The following is a 15,923-nucleotide window of genomic DNA, read 5'->3' on the forward strand; positions in this document are numbered from 1 at the left end:
CCACGCGTGAACGCCGGTACCCCGCTGACCTTGCCACCGGAACTGCGTGCGCGCCTGCGCACGCTCCGCGTGCGGCCACGCCTGGCCAGTGGCGCCAGTGGCATCGGCCAGCACGCCAGCCGCAGCCGCGGTGCCGGCCTCGAATTCGCCCAGTACCGTGCCTACGAACCAGGCGATGAGCTGCGCCAGATCGACTGGAAGCTGTATGCACGCTCGGACCGCTTCTTCGTGCGCGAATCCGAACGCGAAAGCCCGATCACGGTCTGGCTGCTGCTTGATGCCACCGCCTCGGCCGGCCAGGCCGATCGCGCGGCACCGCAGCGCACCCGCCTGGACCACATGCGCGGTGTGGCCGCCTGCGTGGTGGAACTGGCCCTGCAGCAGGGCGACCGTTTCGGCCTGCTGGCGATCAATGGCGATGGACTGCAGTTGGTGCCCGCAGCGAACGGCGCACGCCAGCGTGATCGCGTGCACCTGCAACTGCATGCACTGCAGGCGCGTGGCGGCTGGCCTGTGGCCGATCGCCTGCGCCCGCTGTGGGAGCGCGTGCGCCCGGGCGACCTGCTGCTGGCGATCGGCGACGGTTTTGACGAGGCCGGCATTGTGCTGCTGGAACAACTGGCCAGCGCACGCCGCGAAGTGGCACTGCTGCAGATCCTCACCGCCGACGAGCGTGACTTTCCCTTCGACGCAGGCCATCGCTTCCGCGATCCGGAGACCGGCGAGGAACTGCTGGGCGATGGCGCGGCGATCCGCACCGACTACCTGCAACGCTTCGCTGACGCACGCAACGCATTGCAGTCGCGCCTGCAGGCCAGCGGCATCGCCAGTGCCGCTGGCTGGCTCGACCAGCCGCTGGACCAACCACTGCAGTCACTGTTTGGCCGCAGGGGCGGCGCATGACCCTGCTGTTCCCGTTGGGCCTGGCCGCGCTCGCTGCAGGGTTGCTGCCGCTGCTGATCCACCTCGCCCGCCGCCATCCGTACACACCGCTGGATTTCGCCGCGCTGCGCTGGCTGCGTGCACAGATCCGGCCGCGCCAGCGCATCCGCTTCGATGACTGGCCGTTGCTGCTGGTGCGCCTGCTGTTGCTTGCCGCGTTGGCCTTGCTGCTGGCACGACCTGCATTGACCGGGCCTGCGCCAGCCCCCACTGCGTGGACGGTCGTAGCCCCAGGGCTGGACGCGACCGCACTACGCGGCACCGCCGAAGCGGGCAACTGGCATTGGCTGGCGCCCGGCTTCCCGGCCATTGATGAAGTGCCACCCGCGTCCACGGCTTCCCTGCCCAGCCTGCTGCGCGAACTGGACGCACAGCTGCCTGCGGGCACCGCATTGACCGTGCACGTTCCCGATCCCCTGCCCGGCCTGGACGGCACACGCCTGCAGCTGTCGCGCGAGGTGCAGTGGCGTCCGCAGCCGATACCGGTGAGTGAGCAACCGAGTGCCGCAACGTTGCCGCGCCTGCGCGTGCACAGCGATGCTTCGGCCGCCGTCCAGCACTGGTTGAATGCACTGCAGCGCGCGTGGGGCAGGCAGGCGCCGCTCGCGCCTCTGGTGGCGGATGCGCTGCCCGAACGCGGCGAGATCGGCGTGTGGAGCCGCACTGGCGCACTGCCGGCGAACTGGCAGGCGTGGCTGCAGGACGGCGGACGTGTAGTGACTGCCGGCAAGCCTGCCGCCGAGGCCAGCATCCTGCTGCGCAACACCGAGGGCTCCCCGCTGCTGTGGCAGCAACGCATCGGCCACGGTGTCCTGCTGTCTCTGCCCGGCGACTGGGATGCCTCAGGCAACGCTGCGCTGCGCGATCCACAGTTGCCACGCGCGCTGCTGCTGGCTCTGCAGCCGCCTCCGCTGCCACGCCTCGGCGATGCCCGGGACCAGGCCCCCCGCCAGGCAGCACTGCCTGCGGCAACGCCGCCGCTGCGCAAGCTCACCCCGTGGTTGCTGCTGGCCATCGTGCTGCTGTTCGCGCTGGAACGCTGGATGGCCAGCAGTCATCGACGCAGGGGGCCCGCATGAACACCCTGCAGCTCGCCTGGCAGCACGCGCGCCGCCGCCGTGCGCTCGTCACCCTGCTGCTGGGCCTGCCGTGGGCGCTGGCCGCAACGGTGCTGGCGCTGCGCCTGGCGGGCTTCGATATCGCCTGCGTGATCGGCACCATCGGCCTGCTTGCCTGCGCAGCGCTCGCCACGGCACGCTCCCGCCAGCTGGACCCGCAGTGGTTGCAGCGCCAGCTCGATGGCAGCGGCGCCAGTGAGGACAGTGCCGACCTGCTGTTTGCCGATGCGCTTACCCTCAATCCGCTGCAGCAGCGCCAGCGCGCGCATGTGCTGGCCACGCTGGAACGCGCGATGCCGGAACTGCGTCCGCGCTGGCCGCGTGGAGCATTGGCGCTGTGCTGGATCGCAGGCCTGGCCATCGTTGCGCTGGCATTCGGCTGGCCACGTTCCAGCCCCGGCTCCGCGCCGGTCCGTGCGGCGGCGCCTGGCAGCACGGCTGCCGCGGGCCCACTGCACCTGCAGTCCACCCGCATGCGCATCGACGCGCCGGCCTATACCGGCCAGGCCACGCTCACCCAGAACGCACTGGATGCCAAGGTCGCCGCCGACAGCCGGCTGTCGTGGTCGTTGCGCTTCGATCGCGCACCGGACAAGGCATGGCTGCAGTTCCACGATGGTCGCCGGTTGCCGCTGAACGAACACGATGGCCAGTGGCAGGCACAGGATGTGGCGCGCACGCCGGTGCTGTACCGCGTGGTGAGCGAGCCGGCGTTGGCCGGAACCGACCTGCATCGTCTGGACGTGGTCGCCGACCGCGCGCCCGGCGTACGCGTGCTGGAGCCGGCCGCCAGCCTGGTGCTGGGCACGCCCGGGCAACGCCAGTGGTCGTTGCGCTTCGAGGCCACCGACGACTATGGCGTAGCCGCGCAGGCAACGCTGTCGATCACCACCACCCAGGGCAGCGGTGAGAACATCACCTTCGTGAAACGCAGCGTGACGCTTGCCGGCAGCGGCGAAGCCACCGCGCGGCGTTTCGCCCACACGCTGGATCTGGCTGCGCTGGGCGCGCAACCGGGCAACGATGTCATCGCCCAGCTGGAAGTGCGCGACAACCACGCGCCAACACCGCAGACCGGGCGCAGCAGCAGCGTGATCCTGCGCCTGCCCAGCGCCGAGGTGGCACTTGGTGCCGAACTGGAAGGCCGCATCAAGAAGACCCTGCCGGCCTATTTCCGCAGCCAGCGGCAGATCATCATCGATGCCGAAGCGCTGATCCGGCAGCGACGCAGCCTCGCCGCCGAGGACTTCGTGAAACGCAGCGATGCGATCGGTGTCGACCAGCGCATCCTGCGCCTGCGCTACGGCCAGTTCCTGGGCGAGGAGAGCGAGGGCGCACCCAAGCCACCGCCGACCAGCGACCTGCCCACCAGCGATGCGCCGGCTGCAGACAGCCACGACGACGATCACGATCACGGCCATGGCGGCGAGGCCGGAGCGCACGATGAGCATGGCCACGACCACGGCGGCAAGGCGTCCAATGCCGACGCGCCACCGGTGTTCGGCAGCGCCACCGATGTGCTGTCGGAGTACGGCCACACCCACGACCATGCCGAGGCCGCGACCCTGCTCGACCCGCAGACCCGTGCCACGCTGAAGGCCGCGCTGGACCAGATGTGGTCGGCCGAAGGCGAGCTGCGCCAGGGCCGTCCGGAGCAGGCGTTGCCGTTTGCCAACAAGGCGCTGGCTTTCATCAAGCAGGTGCAGCAGGCCGAACGCATCTATCTGGCCCGGGTCGGGCCGGAGCTGCCGCCGATCGATGAAGGGCGCCGGCTGGGTGGCGATCGCGCCGGGCTGGCCAGTCGCGAACTGCCGCTGGCCGCACGCACGCCGCCCGACCCGGCCATCATCGAAGCGTGGCAGCGCCTCGGCGATGACACCAGCGTGCCCGACCTCGACGCACTCGCCACCTGGCAGCAGCGCAACGCCGCCTACCTGCCCGATGCGCTGGACCTGGCCGCGGCCATCGAGCAGCTGCGCATCGAACCCGGTTGCCGCGACTGCCGCCAGCGCCTGCGCGCGCAGCTGTGGCGGGCGCTGCAGCGTCCATTGCCGCAGGCGATGCGGCGCAGTGCCGCCGATGCGATGGGGCAGCGGTACCTTGATGCGCTGGAGGCACAGCCATGAACGCCTCCGCTGTGAACCTGTGGATTGCGCTGGCACTCGCCCTGATCGTGGTCATCGCCAGCGTGCGCCAGCTGCGTGGCAATGCCGCGCGTCGCGGCCGCCAGTGGATCGTGATTGCGCTGCAGCTGATCGCTGCCACGCTGCTGTACTTCTGCCTGGTCCCGCCCACCGGCCAGCAACCCGCGGTCGGCCTGGTCGTGCTGGGAATCGATGCCGACAAGGCCGGCGCGCTGCCGGCCAGCGCAGGCCCGCGGCTGCTGTTGCCTGAGGCTGCCGATGTGCCTGGGGGCCAGCGCGTGCCGGACCTGGCCACGGCGCTGCGCCAGCATCCGGCTTCCACGTTGACGCTGGTCGGTGCCGGCCTGGTCGCGCGTGACCGCGACGCGGTACTGCCACGCGACGTGCGCTGGCAGCCGGTAGCTCCGACGCGCGGGTGGATCGCGCTGCAGCCACCCGCCGACACCGCGCCCGGCGCACGCTTCGACGTGCATGCACAGGCGCGCGGCGTCGCCAAGGCCAAGGCGGAACTGCTTGACCCCGCCGACAGCGTGGTCGATCGCGTGGACGTTGCCGAGGACGGTCACGTGCAGCTCAGCGGCATCGCCCGCGCCGAGGGCCGCAGCGTGTTCCAGCTGCGCCTGCTCGATGCCGGCGGTCATGTGGTGGACAGCGCGCCGGTACCGCAGCAGACCCTGCCGGCGGCACCGCTGCGCATGCTGGTGCGTGCCAGTGCGCCGGGCCCGGAGCTGAAGTACCTGCGCCGCTGGGCCGCCGATACCGGCATCCGCGTGCAGGTACAGGCCGATACCGGGGCAGGTGTCAGCGTGGGGGATGGCGCGGTCGCGCTGGATGCAGCGTCACTCGCGCGCAGCGATCTGTTGCTGCTGGACGAGCGCAGCCTGGCCGCATTGAGTGCCGGCCAGCTGGCTGCCGTGCGGCAGGCGTTGCGCGACGGCCTTGGCGTTCTGTTGCGCAGTGCAGGCGCACCTGCAGCCGGCGCGCGCCAGCGCCTGCAGGATCTGGGCCTGCCGGTGCAGGGCGATGGCGGCAGCCACGCCCTCGAACTTCCCGGCGATGGCGACAGCGCGGTCCTCGCCGCACGACGCGGCCCGCTCGCCGCCGGAACGCTGCCGACCGGCTACGGCGAGGACGCTGACCGCAGCTCGCACAATGCGCCCCTGCCCGCGCTGGAAGCACTCGCACTGCAGGCGCCAGGCAGCAACGCCCTGCTGCGGGATGGGACGGGCAAGGCCGTCGGCGGCTGGCGCGCTGCCGGCAAGGGTCGCATCGGCCTGCTGCCGATCACCGACAGCTGGCGCTGGGTGCTGGCCGGGCGCGATGATCGCCACGGTGAACTCTGGAGCAGCGTAGTCGCCACGCTGGCGCGTGCGCAGGGCAGCGGTGATGCGCTGTGGTCGCCGCAGACGCTCGGCTGGGCGGGCGAACGGCAGGCGCTGTGCGGCGTGCAGGCGCCACTGCAGGTCTTCAACGCGCGCGGAGACAGCGTGCCCCTGATCGTCGACGGCGCAACGTCGACCCTGCGCTGCGCCGGCTGGTGGCCGCGCGAGGCGGGTTGGCAGCGCCTGCAGCACGGCGACACCACGGTCTGGCGCTATGTGTTCGACCCGAAGGCCGCACCTGCACTGCACCAGCAGGCGATGATCGATGCAACCACGCGGGCGTTGTCCGTCAGCGGGCCGACGAACACGGCGATGATGCAGCCCGTGCCGGGCTCGCGCTGGCCCTGGTGGCTGGCGTTCACGGTGTGCGCTTCGCTGCTGTGGTGGCTGGAGCGGCGGCGCTGACCCGGGGTCGGATCCCTTTCGCCCGCGACAGGGCTCTGACCCCCTCCGTCATGCGTCCTTCAACGCGTGCCCGCGCGCCGGTAAACGCCGTTGAAGCGCACGTTCATGCCACCGCATTCGCTGTTGTCGGCCACGATCAGCACCTCGCCCAGCGAGTGCACGCGCACCCGGCACGTGTCCTCGACGAACTCGACATCAGCACCACGCGGCGTCGCGCGCGCTTCCACCTGGCCCATGTTCGGGCCATACGGGCGCTGTTCCGGCGTGGGGTTGGCAGAAGGCCAGTAGGCGTCGCCATCCACATGCAGTTGTCCACCCTGCACGGTGATGCGCAGGCCGTTGTCGCCGTCTTTCCAGTGGCCCACCCAGTCCTGCAGCGTTGGCACGGCCACCGGCAACGGCTGCAGCTTGCTGCGGTCCACCCAGCCGGCGCTGCCACCCACCTTGTTCGGGAAGAACGCACAGCGGTAGCGGCCAAGGTCGCGACCGGTCACCACCGTATCGCCGTTGACCACATAGCTGCGCTGGCGGCAGGCCGGTTCGCCCTTGGCGGGGCACCCGTCCATGTCGCCGAGCAGATACAGGCGCGGTGCGTCGACCACCCGCGCCAGCGCGAACCGGCTCTGTTCGGAGGGGAACGCGCCATTGCGGCACGCGCCATCACCGGCGATGCCGGCAGCAAAGGCGGACGCGGGCAGCAATGCAGCCAGCAGGCAGAACGAACGCAGGAACATGGCAGCGCTATCGGTTGAGGAACCGGCAGGATATACCGGCCTACTTCACCGGCGGTGCATCACCGGCATCCTGCTGCTGGGAGAACCGCAGCGCACGCTGCCGCTGTTCGGCACTGAGCTCAGGCGGTGGCCGGGCGATGGCGGACTGGATCTGGTCGGGGCCACCGGTGAGCTTGTTCAGGCCCCGGCCCGCCGCCAGCACGCCCTTGACCACGCCCATCATGATGTAGCCGCCGCCCATGCTGACCTGCTCCGGTGACGGTGGCTCGCTCCAGTCGCGGCTGAAGCGGTTGTCGCCGAACTTCACCGGGTTCTTGAAGCGGTACAGGTCCAGCGGCTCGTCGTCGGGCTTGAGTGCACGCACCTCGCCGAGGGTGGTGACGTTGTCCTGCGGCAGGGCGGTGGAGATCGGCGCGGTGGCTGCTGCCGGGGCATCAGCAGGGGGAACGGGTGCAGGATCGGGCACCGATACCGGCGCGGCCTGCTGCGCCTGCGCGATGCCGGCCAGCAGCATGCCGGCCAGGAGTGCTCCCTGCGTTCCACGTCGTGCCACAGCCATCCGCCCTGTTGGTTGCGTCCAGCGCCCAAGGATACGGATGCCGGCTTCAGATTTCGTTGCTGCACTGGCAGCTGTTCAGCCAGGGGAGATGCGGCGGCGCCACGGGACGCGAGCACTGAACGGTTCACGCCCTCCGTGTGCGATGTCTCACATCCTGAGACGTGGATGTGGTGCCATGTGACCCCTCGCAATCCGTCCCGGCTCCACTTTCCATGGCTTACGAACTCGCCAAGCGCACCGCCGATGCCGAGCAGAAGCTCGCCACCCGCGATGGCCTGCCCGCCCGTGACGGCGCCCTGCTCAGCGCGCGCCTGCAGCGCCGCTACCATGACCGCATCACCGGCAGCTTTGCCATTCCCGGCCGCGAGGGCCGCTATGCCCCCATTCCCGATGCGGTACCGTCGGCCCTGGCCGCGGCCCTGAAGGCACGCGGCATCGAGCAGCTCTACAGCCACCAGGCCGAGGCCTGGGAGGCCAGCCAGCGTGGTGAGCACGTGGCCATCGTCACCCCCACCGCCAGCGGCAAGTCGCTGTGCTACACCCTGCCCGTGGTCAGCGCGGCGATGCAGGACAAGGCCAAGGCGCTGTACCTGTTCCCGACCAAGGCGCTGGCACAGGACCAGGTGGCCGAGCTGCTGGAACTCAACCGTGCCGGCGATCTGGGCGTCAAGGCCTTCACCTTCGATGGCGATACCCCGGGTGATGCGCGCCAGGCGATCCGCCTGCATGGCGACATCGTGGTGTCCAACCCGGACATGCTGCACCAGGCGATCCTGCCGCATCACACCAAGTGGGCGCAGTTCTTCGAGAACCTGCGCTACATCGTCATCGACGAAGTACACACCTACCGCGGCGTGTTCGGCAGCCACGTCACCAACGTGCTGCGCCGGCTCAAGCGCATCTGCGCGTTCTACGGCGTGCAACCGCAGTTCATCCTGTGCTCGGCCACCATCGGCAATCCGCAGGCGCATGCCGAGGCGTTGATCGAGGCACCGGTCGCCGCGATCACCGAATCCGGTGCGCCCAGCGGACCGAAACAGGTACTGCTGTGGAACCCGCCGGTGATCAATCCGGACCTGGGCCTGCGCGCCTCGGCACGCTCGCAGAGCAACCGCATCGCGCGCATCGCGATCAAGTCCGGGCTGAAGACCCTGGTGTTCGCGCAGACCCGGTTGATGGTCGAAGTGCTGACCAAGTACCTGAAGGACATCTTCGACCACGACCCGCGCAAGCCGCCGCGCATCCGCGCCTACCGTGGCGGCTACCTGCCCACTGAGCGTCGCGAGACCGAGCGTGCGATGCGCGCTGGCAACATCGACGGCATCGTCAGCACGTCGGCGCTGGAACTGGGCGTGGATATCGGCAGCCTGGACGTGGTCATTCTCAATGGCTATCCCGGCAGCGTGGCCGCCACCTGGCAGCGCTTCGGCCGCGCCGGTCGCCGCCAGCAGCCCGCGCTGGGGGTGATGGTGGCCAGCTCGCAGCCGCTGGACCAGTACGTGGTGCGGCATCCGGACTTCTTCGCCGAGGCCTCGCCCGAACATGCACGCATTGCACCTGACCAGCCGCTGATCCTGTTCGACCACATCCGCTGCGCAGCCTTCGAACTGCCGTTCCGGGTTGGCGATGGCTTCGGCCCGATCGATCCGGAAGTGTTCCTGGAAGCGCTGGCCGAAACCGAAGTCATCCACCGCGAAGGCGAGCGCTGGGAATGGATCGCCGACAGCTATCCGGCCAACGCGGTGAGCCTGCGCGCGGTGGCCGACGGCAACTTCGTGGTGGTCGACCGCAGCGACGGCCGCCAGCAGATCATCGCCGAGGTCGATTATTCCGCCGCCGCACTCACCCTGTACGAAGGCGCCATCCACATGGTGCAGTCCACCCCCTACCAGGTGGAGACGCTGGACTGGGACGGCCGCAAGGCCTATGTCACCCGCACGCATGTGGATTACTACACCGACAGCATCGACTTCACCAAGCTCAAGGTGCTGGACCGTTTCGACGGTGGCGTGGCCGGCCGTGGCGATTCGCACCATGGCGAAGTGCACGTGGTGCGTCGCGTGGCCGGCTACAAGAAGATCCGCTATTACACCCACGAGAACATCGGCTATGGGCCGGTGAACCTGCCCGACCAGGAACTGCACACCACTGCGGTGTGGTGGCAGCTGCCGCAGGCGCTGCTGCTGCGCGCGTTCGCCAGCAAGCAGGATGCGCTGGATGGGTTCCTCGGCGCCGCGTATGCCCTGCACATCGTCGCCACCGTCGCGGTGATGGCCGATGCGCGCGATCTGCAGAAGTCAGTCGGCAACGGCGATGGTGCCTGGTTCGCGATCGCCGACCAGAGCGGCCGTGGCCAGCTGCGCGGCAGCGAAGGCGACCCTGGCGCGGTGGAGCTGCTGCAGGAGTTCGTGCCGACCGTTTATCTGTACGACAACTTTCCTGGCGGCGTTGGCCTGAGCGAGCCGCTGTGGCAGCGCCAGGCCGAGCTGGTGCAGCGCGCGCGCGAACTGGTGCAGCGCTGCGACTGCAAGGCCGGTTGCCCGGCCTGTGTCGGCCCGGTGCTGGCTGCACAGGAGGAAGATGAAACCTCGCCGCGCGCGCTGGCGCTGCGCGTGCTCGACCTGTTCGACGCAGAAGCCTGCCAGCACGTGCGCGACGTGGTGGTGATCACGCGCGAGCCGATGGAGCTGCTGGCACCGTGAGCCTGAGCCTGGACAAGCTGCGCCTGCTGCGGAAGCAGGCCGGCGACCCGAAAGCAGTCACGCCGGTGGCACCCGAACCGCCCCCCCCGGCGCCGGCCCCGGTAGCCGCCAACGATGCACGGCAGCCACTGGCGGAGCGCTCGGTGTTCGCCTGGGTCGAACAGGAAATCCGCCACAAGCCGACCGGCGCTGCCGCGCCTGTGACGGCCGCCGCACCGTTGCGTCGACCGGAAGTGGGCAGCCTGCACCGCCTGCTCGGCCTGCGCTCGCGTGGTGGAGCCGCACCGGCACGCGCCAGTGCCCAGGATCGCCAGCTCCCCGGCGAGGAAATCGCGCCGGGACTGTTCCTGATCGAGTCGCTGCAGCCGCAACCGATTCCCGCAGAACCGCTTTCCCTGGCTTTCGCCAGGCGCGAGCACGAGCACGTCGCCGCGCGCGACCTGCTGTTCTTCGATACCGAGACCACCGGCCTGGCCGGCGGCACTGGCACCCGCGCCTTCATGATCGGCGCCGCCGACTGGCATGTGTGCCCGCAGCGTGGCGAAGGCCTGCGCATCCGCCAGTTGCTGATGTCGACGATGGCCGCCGAGGACGCGATGCTGGCCACCTTCGCCAGCTGGCTGCAGCCCTCCACCGTGTTCTGCAGCTACAACGGCCGCAGCTACGATGCGCCGCTGCTGAAGGCGCGCTACCGGCTGGCGCGCCAGCGTTGCCCGATCAGCGCGCTGGATCACGTCGACCTGCTCTACCCGACCCGCCGCCGCTATCGCGGCACGTGGGAGAACTGCAAGCTGTCCACCATTGAGCGCCAGCTGCTGCGCGTGGTGCGCGAGGATGACCTGCCTGGCTCCGAAGCCCCGGGCGCATGGCTGCGTTTCCTGCGCGGCGGCGATGCGGTGAACCTGCGTCGGGTGGCCGACCACAACCATCAGGACGTGGTCACCCTGGCCCTGCTGCTGCAGCGACTGGTGCGCGAGGAGCAGCGCGAGCGCGAAACACTGGCGCTGGTCGGGCAGTAATGGCCAAGGGCCGCGTTGACATGCCCTGACGGTGGCAGCGGTGACACTGCCGCCACCATCCACGCCTGGAGCCCGACGATGCGCCTCAATCCGCTTGCCCTGCTCGCCATCCTGCCGCTGGCCGCCTGCAGCCACGCCGGCAGCAGCACCACCCACGATGCCGCACCGGCACCGGTGGCCGATGCCGCCCACGAATGCAGGCCGGAAGCGCTGGAAGCCTTCACCGGCAAGACCGCCGACGAGGCCACCATCAAGAAACTGGTGGCCGACAGCGGTGCCCGCAACGCGCGCGTGGTCAAGCCGGGCATGGAGGTAACCATGGACTTCCGCCAGGACCGCGTGACGGTGCAGGTGGACGGTCAGAACCGGATCGAGCGCGCCAGCTGCGGTTGATCAACCCAGTGGGTGCCGGCCACTGGCCGGCACCCCACATTGCCGGCCAGCGGCCGGCACTACCAGTCAGAGTCGCTCGGCCTTGCCGCTGGCCAGTGCGCGCGCGATCACCTGCTGCGCCTGCCGCGACGCCTGCTCATGCGCGCGTGCCTGACGCTCACCCAACGCGGCCTGTTGGCTGCCCAGCGCCGCCTGGCGGCTGGCCAGTTCAGACTGCTGGCTGGCCAGACGCTGCATGGCGCGGGTGCGGCTGGCACGCGCGGTTTCGTTGTCCACTTCCTGCATCGCACGACGTGCCTCTGCAGCAGCCTCACGTGCAGCCTCACGTGCAATGGCCGCATCGTTGGTCGCGCCCCGCGCCGCCTTCGCCGCTTCTGCCGCCGCTTCGCGGTTGATGTCATGCGCGGCCACCGCGCTGCGCGCAGCCTCGGCAGCGGCCAGTGCCATGCGGCGCGCCTCCTCGCCCTGCAGGCGGCCCATCTCGCCCATCTGCCTGCCGAGTTCGCCCTGCTTGCGACCCAGCGCACTCTGTTGGCGGCCCAGTTCGCTCTGCTGGCGGCCCAGATCCGCCGCGCCGCTGTAGGCACGCTGCAGGCTCTGGATCATCATCGGGTCTCGCACCACGTAGCGCTTGTCGCCCTTGCGGAACCACAGCGCCGGGCCCTTGCCGAGCTGTCTGCGGGCCACCGTCACGTCGTCCATGCCGCCGTTGGCGAAGGTCGAATCGCCATCTACCAGCACGAAGGCCTCCGGCGGCGATTTGCCCAGGTCCAGGCGGCCGTAGGTGGTGATGGAAGTGGTGCGGGAGGTCGTGTGTTCACTGTGCATGCCGGTATCGACATCGACATCCGCATCCACGTCGACCGCCACATCCGCATCGTCCGGACCTGACAACGCCTCGACATCAGCCGGCTCGGCGGGCGGCGCGGGCGACACCGGCACGGCCGGAACGCGCGCGGACGAAGGCGGTGCGGGCGGCGCTTTCGGAGCCTTCGGCGGCGGCGGCGGCACGACCTTCGGCGCCGCAGGAGGCGCGGGCGGTGCCGGCGGCACCGGCGCTGCGACCAGCCGCATCGGCGCCACGCCCACCACCAGCACCACCGCAGTCAACGCCATCGCCAGGATGCGCGGGCAGGACCGGCGCGACTGCAGCGAGAGCAGGCGGCGCTTGAGGCTGGTGGTATCCGGTGCGGCACTGGCCACGCCCAGATGCGGCTGCGGTGCCACGCCCAGCTGCAGCAGCAGACGGCCATAGGCCTGGCGGCTGGCACCGTGCTGGCCAACCACCGCTGCATCCACCGCTTCCTCGCGCGCCTGTGCATATTCACGCACCGACAGGCGCAGCAGCGGGTGGAAGAAGAACAGGTGCTGGGCCAGTGCAGGCAGCAGGCCCCATTGCAGGTCACGCCGCTGCAGGTGCTGCAGTTCGTGGGTCAGGGCCAGGTCCAGCGCGTCGCCCTGCAGGGCGTTGTCGCCCGCCGGCAGCAGCAGCACCGGGCGGAACGGCCCGACCAGCTGCGGTGCGTCCACCTGCGTGCTCATCCACAACCGCGGCGCAGGACGCACGCCGTGCGCATCGGAGGCCAGCTGCAGGGCCTGCACCAGCGCCTCGTCCTCGCAGGGATAGGCCGCTGCCAGCAGCGCGCGGCAGCGACGCCACTCACCGAAGGTACGCAGGGCCATCAGCAGCACGCCGGACATCCACAGCGTGGCCAGTGCGACGGCCCACCATGCCACCGCCGGCACATCCGCGGCGGGCATCGGCATTGCGGCCAACAGCTGTGCCGAGGCCTCCGGGGCCAGCGGGTAGACCATGTCGGCGGCCACATCGGTCGCGCTCATCGCCACCGCCTGCGGCGCCGGCAACCAGGCCAGCTGCAACGGCTGGCTCCAGAACAGGCCGAGCACAGCCTGCAGCGAGACCAGCCACCACAGGCGGCAGCGGGTCGCCGCCGACAGCGACGGCAGCGCGCGGCATACGCCATACACCAGGGCCACCAGCAGCACGGTCTGCAGGCTGGTCCAGCCCAGCCGTTCCAACATCGGGATCAGCATCGTGGTGTCCATGGCTCAGCCCTCGTGGCGGCGCGATTGGAGTTGGGCAACCAGCGCTTCCAGTTCGGCCAGCTCGTTGTCGCTGACCTGCTGGCGCTGCGACAGGTAGGCCACGAACGGCGACACCGAGCCCTGCAGGGTGTTGTCGACGAACTGCGCCACCGCGCCCTGCAGCACGCTCTGCGGGCCACGCGTGGCCTGGTAGCGGTAGACACCGTCCTGCTGCTGGCGCTGAAGATACCCCTTCGCCCGCAGTCGCTCCATCATCGTCAGCACGGTGGAGCGGGCCAGCCCACGGGCCTCCCCGTAGCCACTGGCGACCTCGCCGACCGTGGCCGGCGCATGTTCATCGATGTACTGCAGCAGGGCCAGCTCCTGGTCCCCGATCGTCTTGCCACGCATGACACCACTCCCTTGACTACACGTGTCGCCACTGTCTGCGTGACGACAACTGTAGTCAACCCCCCGGAAGTCATGGGCCGACGAACGGTAGGCACCACCGAGCGCCTAAACCTTTGACCCGCCCGCTGCATCCGATCTGCAACGCCCCGCTGGAATTCCACATGTCCCGCCCAATGCTCCGTGCCCTGCTCATGCTCATCAGTGCACTGCCCTTCGCCGCCGTTGCTGCCAGCCAGGACCAGGACCAGGCCAACGACCAGACCCGCCGCCTGATCCGCCAGATCATGCTGGAGCAGCGCATCCCCGGATTGCAGGTCGCGGTGGTCAAGGACGGGCAGATCGTGCTGTCCGAGGCCTACGGTCTGGCCAATGTCGAGAACGGTGTGCGTGCCTCGCGCGACACCCGCTTCCCGCTCAACTCGGCCACCAAGGCATTCACCGGCGTGGCGGCTGCGCAGCTGGCGCAGGAGGGACGACTGGATCTGGACGCGCCGGCCTCGCGTTACCTGGATGATCTTCCGCCAGCGTGGAGAGACGTGCGCGTACACCAGTTGCTGGCGCATGCCTCAGGCCTTCCGGACATCCTTGATGCGAACGGACTGCTGGGCGGTGGCTCCGAAGCACAGGCGTGGACGGCGGTGACAGCGCGGCCGCTGGAAGCGGCGCCCGGGCAGCGCTTCGCCTACAACCAGACCAACTATGTCCTGCTGGCACGGATCATCGCGCAGCAATCCGGTATGTCCTACGAACGTTTCCTGGCCACACGCCAGTTCAGCAGCGCGCGCATGGCCCGCACCACCTTCGGCGACAGCTACGACCTGATTCCGGATGCGGCGACGATGTACAGCCTGGCCCCGCGTGCCACCGATGCTGTGGATGCACCGTCCCGCCTGTCGCACTGGTTCTACGACATACCGCCTTCGCTCTGGGCCGGTGGCGGCATCCTCACCACCGCCGACGACACCGCGCGCTGGCTCGTCGCACTGACCGAAGGCCGTTTGCTGCCGGAGACGGCACTGCGGCGGATGTGGAGCGCAGAGCGCCTCGCTGATGGCCGCGCCGGCCCGTGGGCGGGTGGCTGGGCGGTACTGCGCGCATCGCCCGACCTTCAGGTGGCCGGTATCGGCGGTGCGCGCTCGGCCTTCGTGGTCTATCCCGAGCGCGGCGTGGCGGTCGTGGTGCTGACCAATCTTGTCGGTGCCAATCCGCAGCAGTTCATTCCGCGCATTGCCGACTTCTATGTGCGCGATGCCTCAACGCCCCGTCACGAACGGGTCGGCCTTGCACGGCAGCAACGGGCTGTCATCGCAGGGCCATAGCGCGGCGGGAACGGCCCTGGCCACTTCGAAGTGATCCTGGTTCCAGTGCAGGAAACCGCCGTGGATGGCATTGCCATGGTCGAAGCTGCGTGCATCGGCGGCCAGTGGCTGTTCGGGGTCGGCTTCGGCCACCCAGCGCAGCACTGGCACTTTGTCCAGCACGCCGATGAAGGCGAACAGATCGCCCGCGCCCTTTTCCTGGTAGGCCGTCATGGTCGCCGCATCGGGCAATCCGGCCTGCGCCAGGATGGATGCGGTGACATCCTGCAGCGGTGCGGCTCCCTGTGCGATGTAGGCGCGCATGCCCGTGGTGGTTGCCGGGCAGCCCTGCAGCTGCACCAGATAGCCGGTGGTACCGCCACTGCCGGAGAACGACCGCATCCAATAGCGGAAACGCGGCCCGCTGCGATCAGTAACCATCAAATCCTGCTGGCCATCCTGCGCGGGAATGGAGAGCACCTGCACCTTGCTGGCGCTCTCCACGTTGCACTTCAACTGCGCCAGCACCTGCCTGGCAGGTTCGGGCAGCGTAGCGTAGCGGCCGCCGGGATGGCCGCTGCCGGAAGCCTTCGGCAATGCGGGCAGTCCGCGATCCGTGGGAAGGGTCTGCGCAGGCAGGGCCTCCGGTTTCGCGGCCGAGCTGGCAGTGGGCGCCACCGGCGCGACGCGCTCTCCAGCGGGCGCGCAGGCACTGCAGGCCAGCAGCAGCATCAATGGAACGCTCGGCGTCAACTGCGATCGGATCATCG

General features: G+C 69.7%; 13 protein-coding genes. 8 read left to right on the plus strand and 5 right to left on the minus strand.

From position 1 onward, the window contains the following. Window positions 1-6: 6 nt before the first annotated feature. From VG556_RS14305 to VG556_RS14320, 4 genes are read left to right on the plus strand one after another with little or no spacing between them, the layout of a single operon-like run. Window positions 7-903, plus strand: a complete 897-nt coding sequence (locus tag VG556_RS14305) for a DUF58 domain-containing protein (RefSeq protein WP_100450863.1) — start codon at window positions 7-9, stop codon at window positions 901-903. Next, window positions 900-2,021 carry a BatA domain-containing protein gene (locus tag VG556_RS14310; protein ID WP_100450862.1) on the plus strand — a complete coding sequence of 374 codons (1,122 nt, stop codon included), beginning with the start codon at window positions 900-902 and terminating at the stop codon, window positions 2,019-2,021. Before VG556_RS14305 ends, VG556_RS14310 begins: the two co-directional genes overlap by 4 nt. After that, window positions 2,018-4,186 (plus strand): hypothetical protein, encoded by a 2,169-nt coding sequence (locus VG556_RS14315; protein ID WP_100450861.1) that lies wholly within the window; start codon window positions 2,018-2,020, stop codon window positions 4,184-4,186. Before VG556_RS14310 ends, VG556_RS14315 begins: the two co-directional genes overlap by 4 nt. Next, the gene (locus tag VG556_RS14320) at window positions 4,183-5,991 is read left to right on the plus strand and encodes a hypothetical protein (RefSeq protein WP_100450860.1); all 1,809 of its coding nucleotides are present in this window, start codon (window positions 4,183-4,185) and stop codon (window positions 5,989-5,991) included. Before VG556_RS14315 ends, VG556_RS14320 begins: the two co-directional genes overlap by 4 nt. A 59-nt stretch (window positions 5,992-6,050) precedes the next feature. Here the strand turns inward: VG556_RS14320 and VG556_RS14325 are convergent, their stop codons facing one another. Both VG556_RS14325 and VG556_RS14330 read right to left on the minus strand, forming a co-directional pair. Further along, on the minus strand, window positions 6,051-6,725 hold the full coding sequence (locus VG556_RS14325; protein WP_049404222.1) for a hypothetical protein: 675 nt from the start codon (window positions 6,723-6,725) through the stop codon (window positions 6,051-6,053). A gap of 40 nt (window positions 6,726-6,765) precedes the next feature. After that, window positions 6,766-7,284, minus strand: a complete 519-nt coding sequence (locus tag VG556_RS14330) for a hypothetical protein (protein ID WP_032957598.1) — start codon at window positions 7,282-7,284, stop codon at window positions 6,766-6,768. 212 nt (window positions 7,285-7,496) lie between these two features. Between VG556_RS14330 and VG556_RS14335 the strand changes: the two genes are divergently transcribed. The 3 genes from VG556_RS14335 to VG556_RS14345 all read left to right on the plus strand — a co-directional run bounded on the left by VG556_RS14335 (window position 7,497) and on the right by VG556_RS14345 (window position 11,398). Continuing rightward, window positions 7,497-9,986, plus strand: coding sequence for a DEAD/DEAH box helicase (locus VG556_RS14335; protein WP_100450859.1), 2,490 nt, complete (start codon window positions 7,497-7,499; stop codon window positions 9,984-9,986). Then, window positions 9,983-11,005 carry a ribonuclease H-like domain-containing protein gene (locus VG556_RS14340; RefSeq protein ID WP_100450858.1) on the plus strand — a complete coding sequence of 341 codons (1,023 nt, stop codon included), beginning with the start codon at window positions 9,983-9,985 and terminating at the stop codon, window positions 11,003-11,005. The genes VG556_RS14335 and VG556_RS14340 overlap by 4 nt, the downstream gene beginning before the upstream one ends. A gap of 78 nt (window positions 11,006-11,083) precedes the next feature. Continuing rightward, on the plus strand, window positions 11,084-11,398 hold the full coding sequence (locus tag VG556_RS14345) for an I78 family peptidase inhibitor (RefSeq protein ID WP_049404229.1): 315 nt from the start codon (window positions 11,084-11,086) through the stop codon (window positions 11,396-11,398). Window positions 11,399-11,464: 66 nt separating this feature from the next. Here the strand turns inward: VG556_RS14345 and VG556_RS14350 are convergent, their stop codons facing one another. Further along, window positions 11,465-13,465, minus strand: a complete 2,001-nt coding sequence (locus VG556_RS14350; protein WP_100450857.1) for a M56 family metallopeptidase — start codon at window positions 13,463-13,465, stop codon at window positions 11,465-11,467. Window positions 13,466-13,468: 3 nt separating this feature from the next. Further along, window positions 13,469-13,855 (minus strand): BlaI/MecI/CopY family transcriptional regulator, encoded by a 387-nt coding sequence (locus VG556_RS14355; protein WP_014645465.1) that lies wholly within the window; start codon window positions 13,853-13,855, stop codon window positions 13,469-13,471. A gap of 191 nt (window positions 13,856-14,046) precedes the next feature. Between VG556_RS14355 and VG556_RS14360 the strand changes: the two genes are divergently transcribed. After that, window positions 14,047-15,174 carry a serine hydrolase domain-containing protein gene (locus VG556_RS14360; RefSeq protein ID WP_100450930.1) on the plus strand — a complete coding sequence of 376 codons (1,128 nt, stop codon included), beginning with the start codon at window positions 14,047-14,049 and terminating at the stop codon, window positions 15,172-15,174. On the opposite strand, the gene VG556_RS14365 is transcribed toward VG556_RS14360, so the two are convergent. Next, window positions 15,109-15,921, minus strand: a complete 813-nt coding sequence (locus VG556_RS14365) for a hypothetical protein (RefSeq protein WP_075075917.1) — start codon at window positions 15,919-15,921, stop codon at window positions 15,109-15,111. The two genes, VG556_RS14360 and VG556_RS14365, sit on opposite strands and share 66 nt — an antisense overlap. Between the last annotated feature and the right edge of the window lie 2 nt (window positions 15,922-15,923).

This window comes from Stenotrophomonas sp. CASM106 (assembly GCF_049384825.1).
GTDB lineage: Bacteria > Pseudomonadota > Gammaproteobacteria > Xanthomonadales > Xanthomonadaceae > Stenotrophomonas > Stenotrophomonas muris.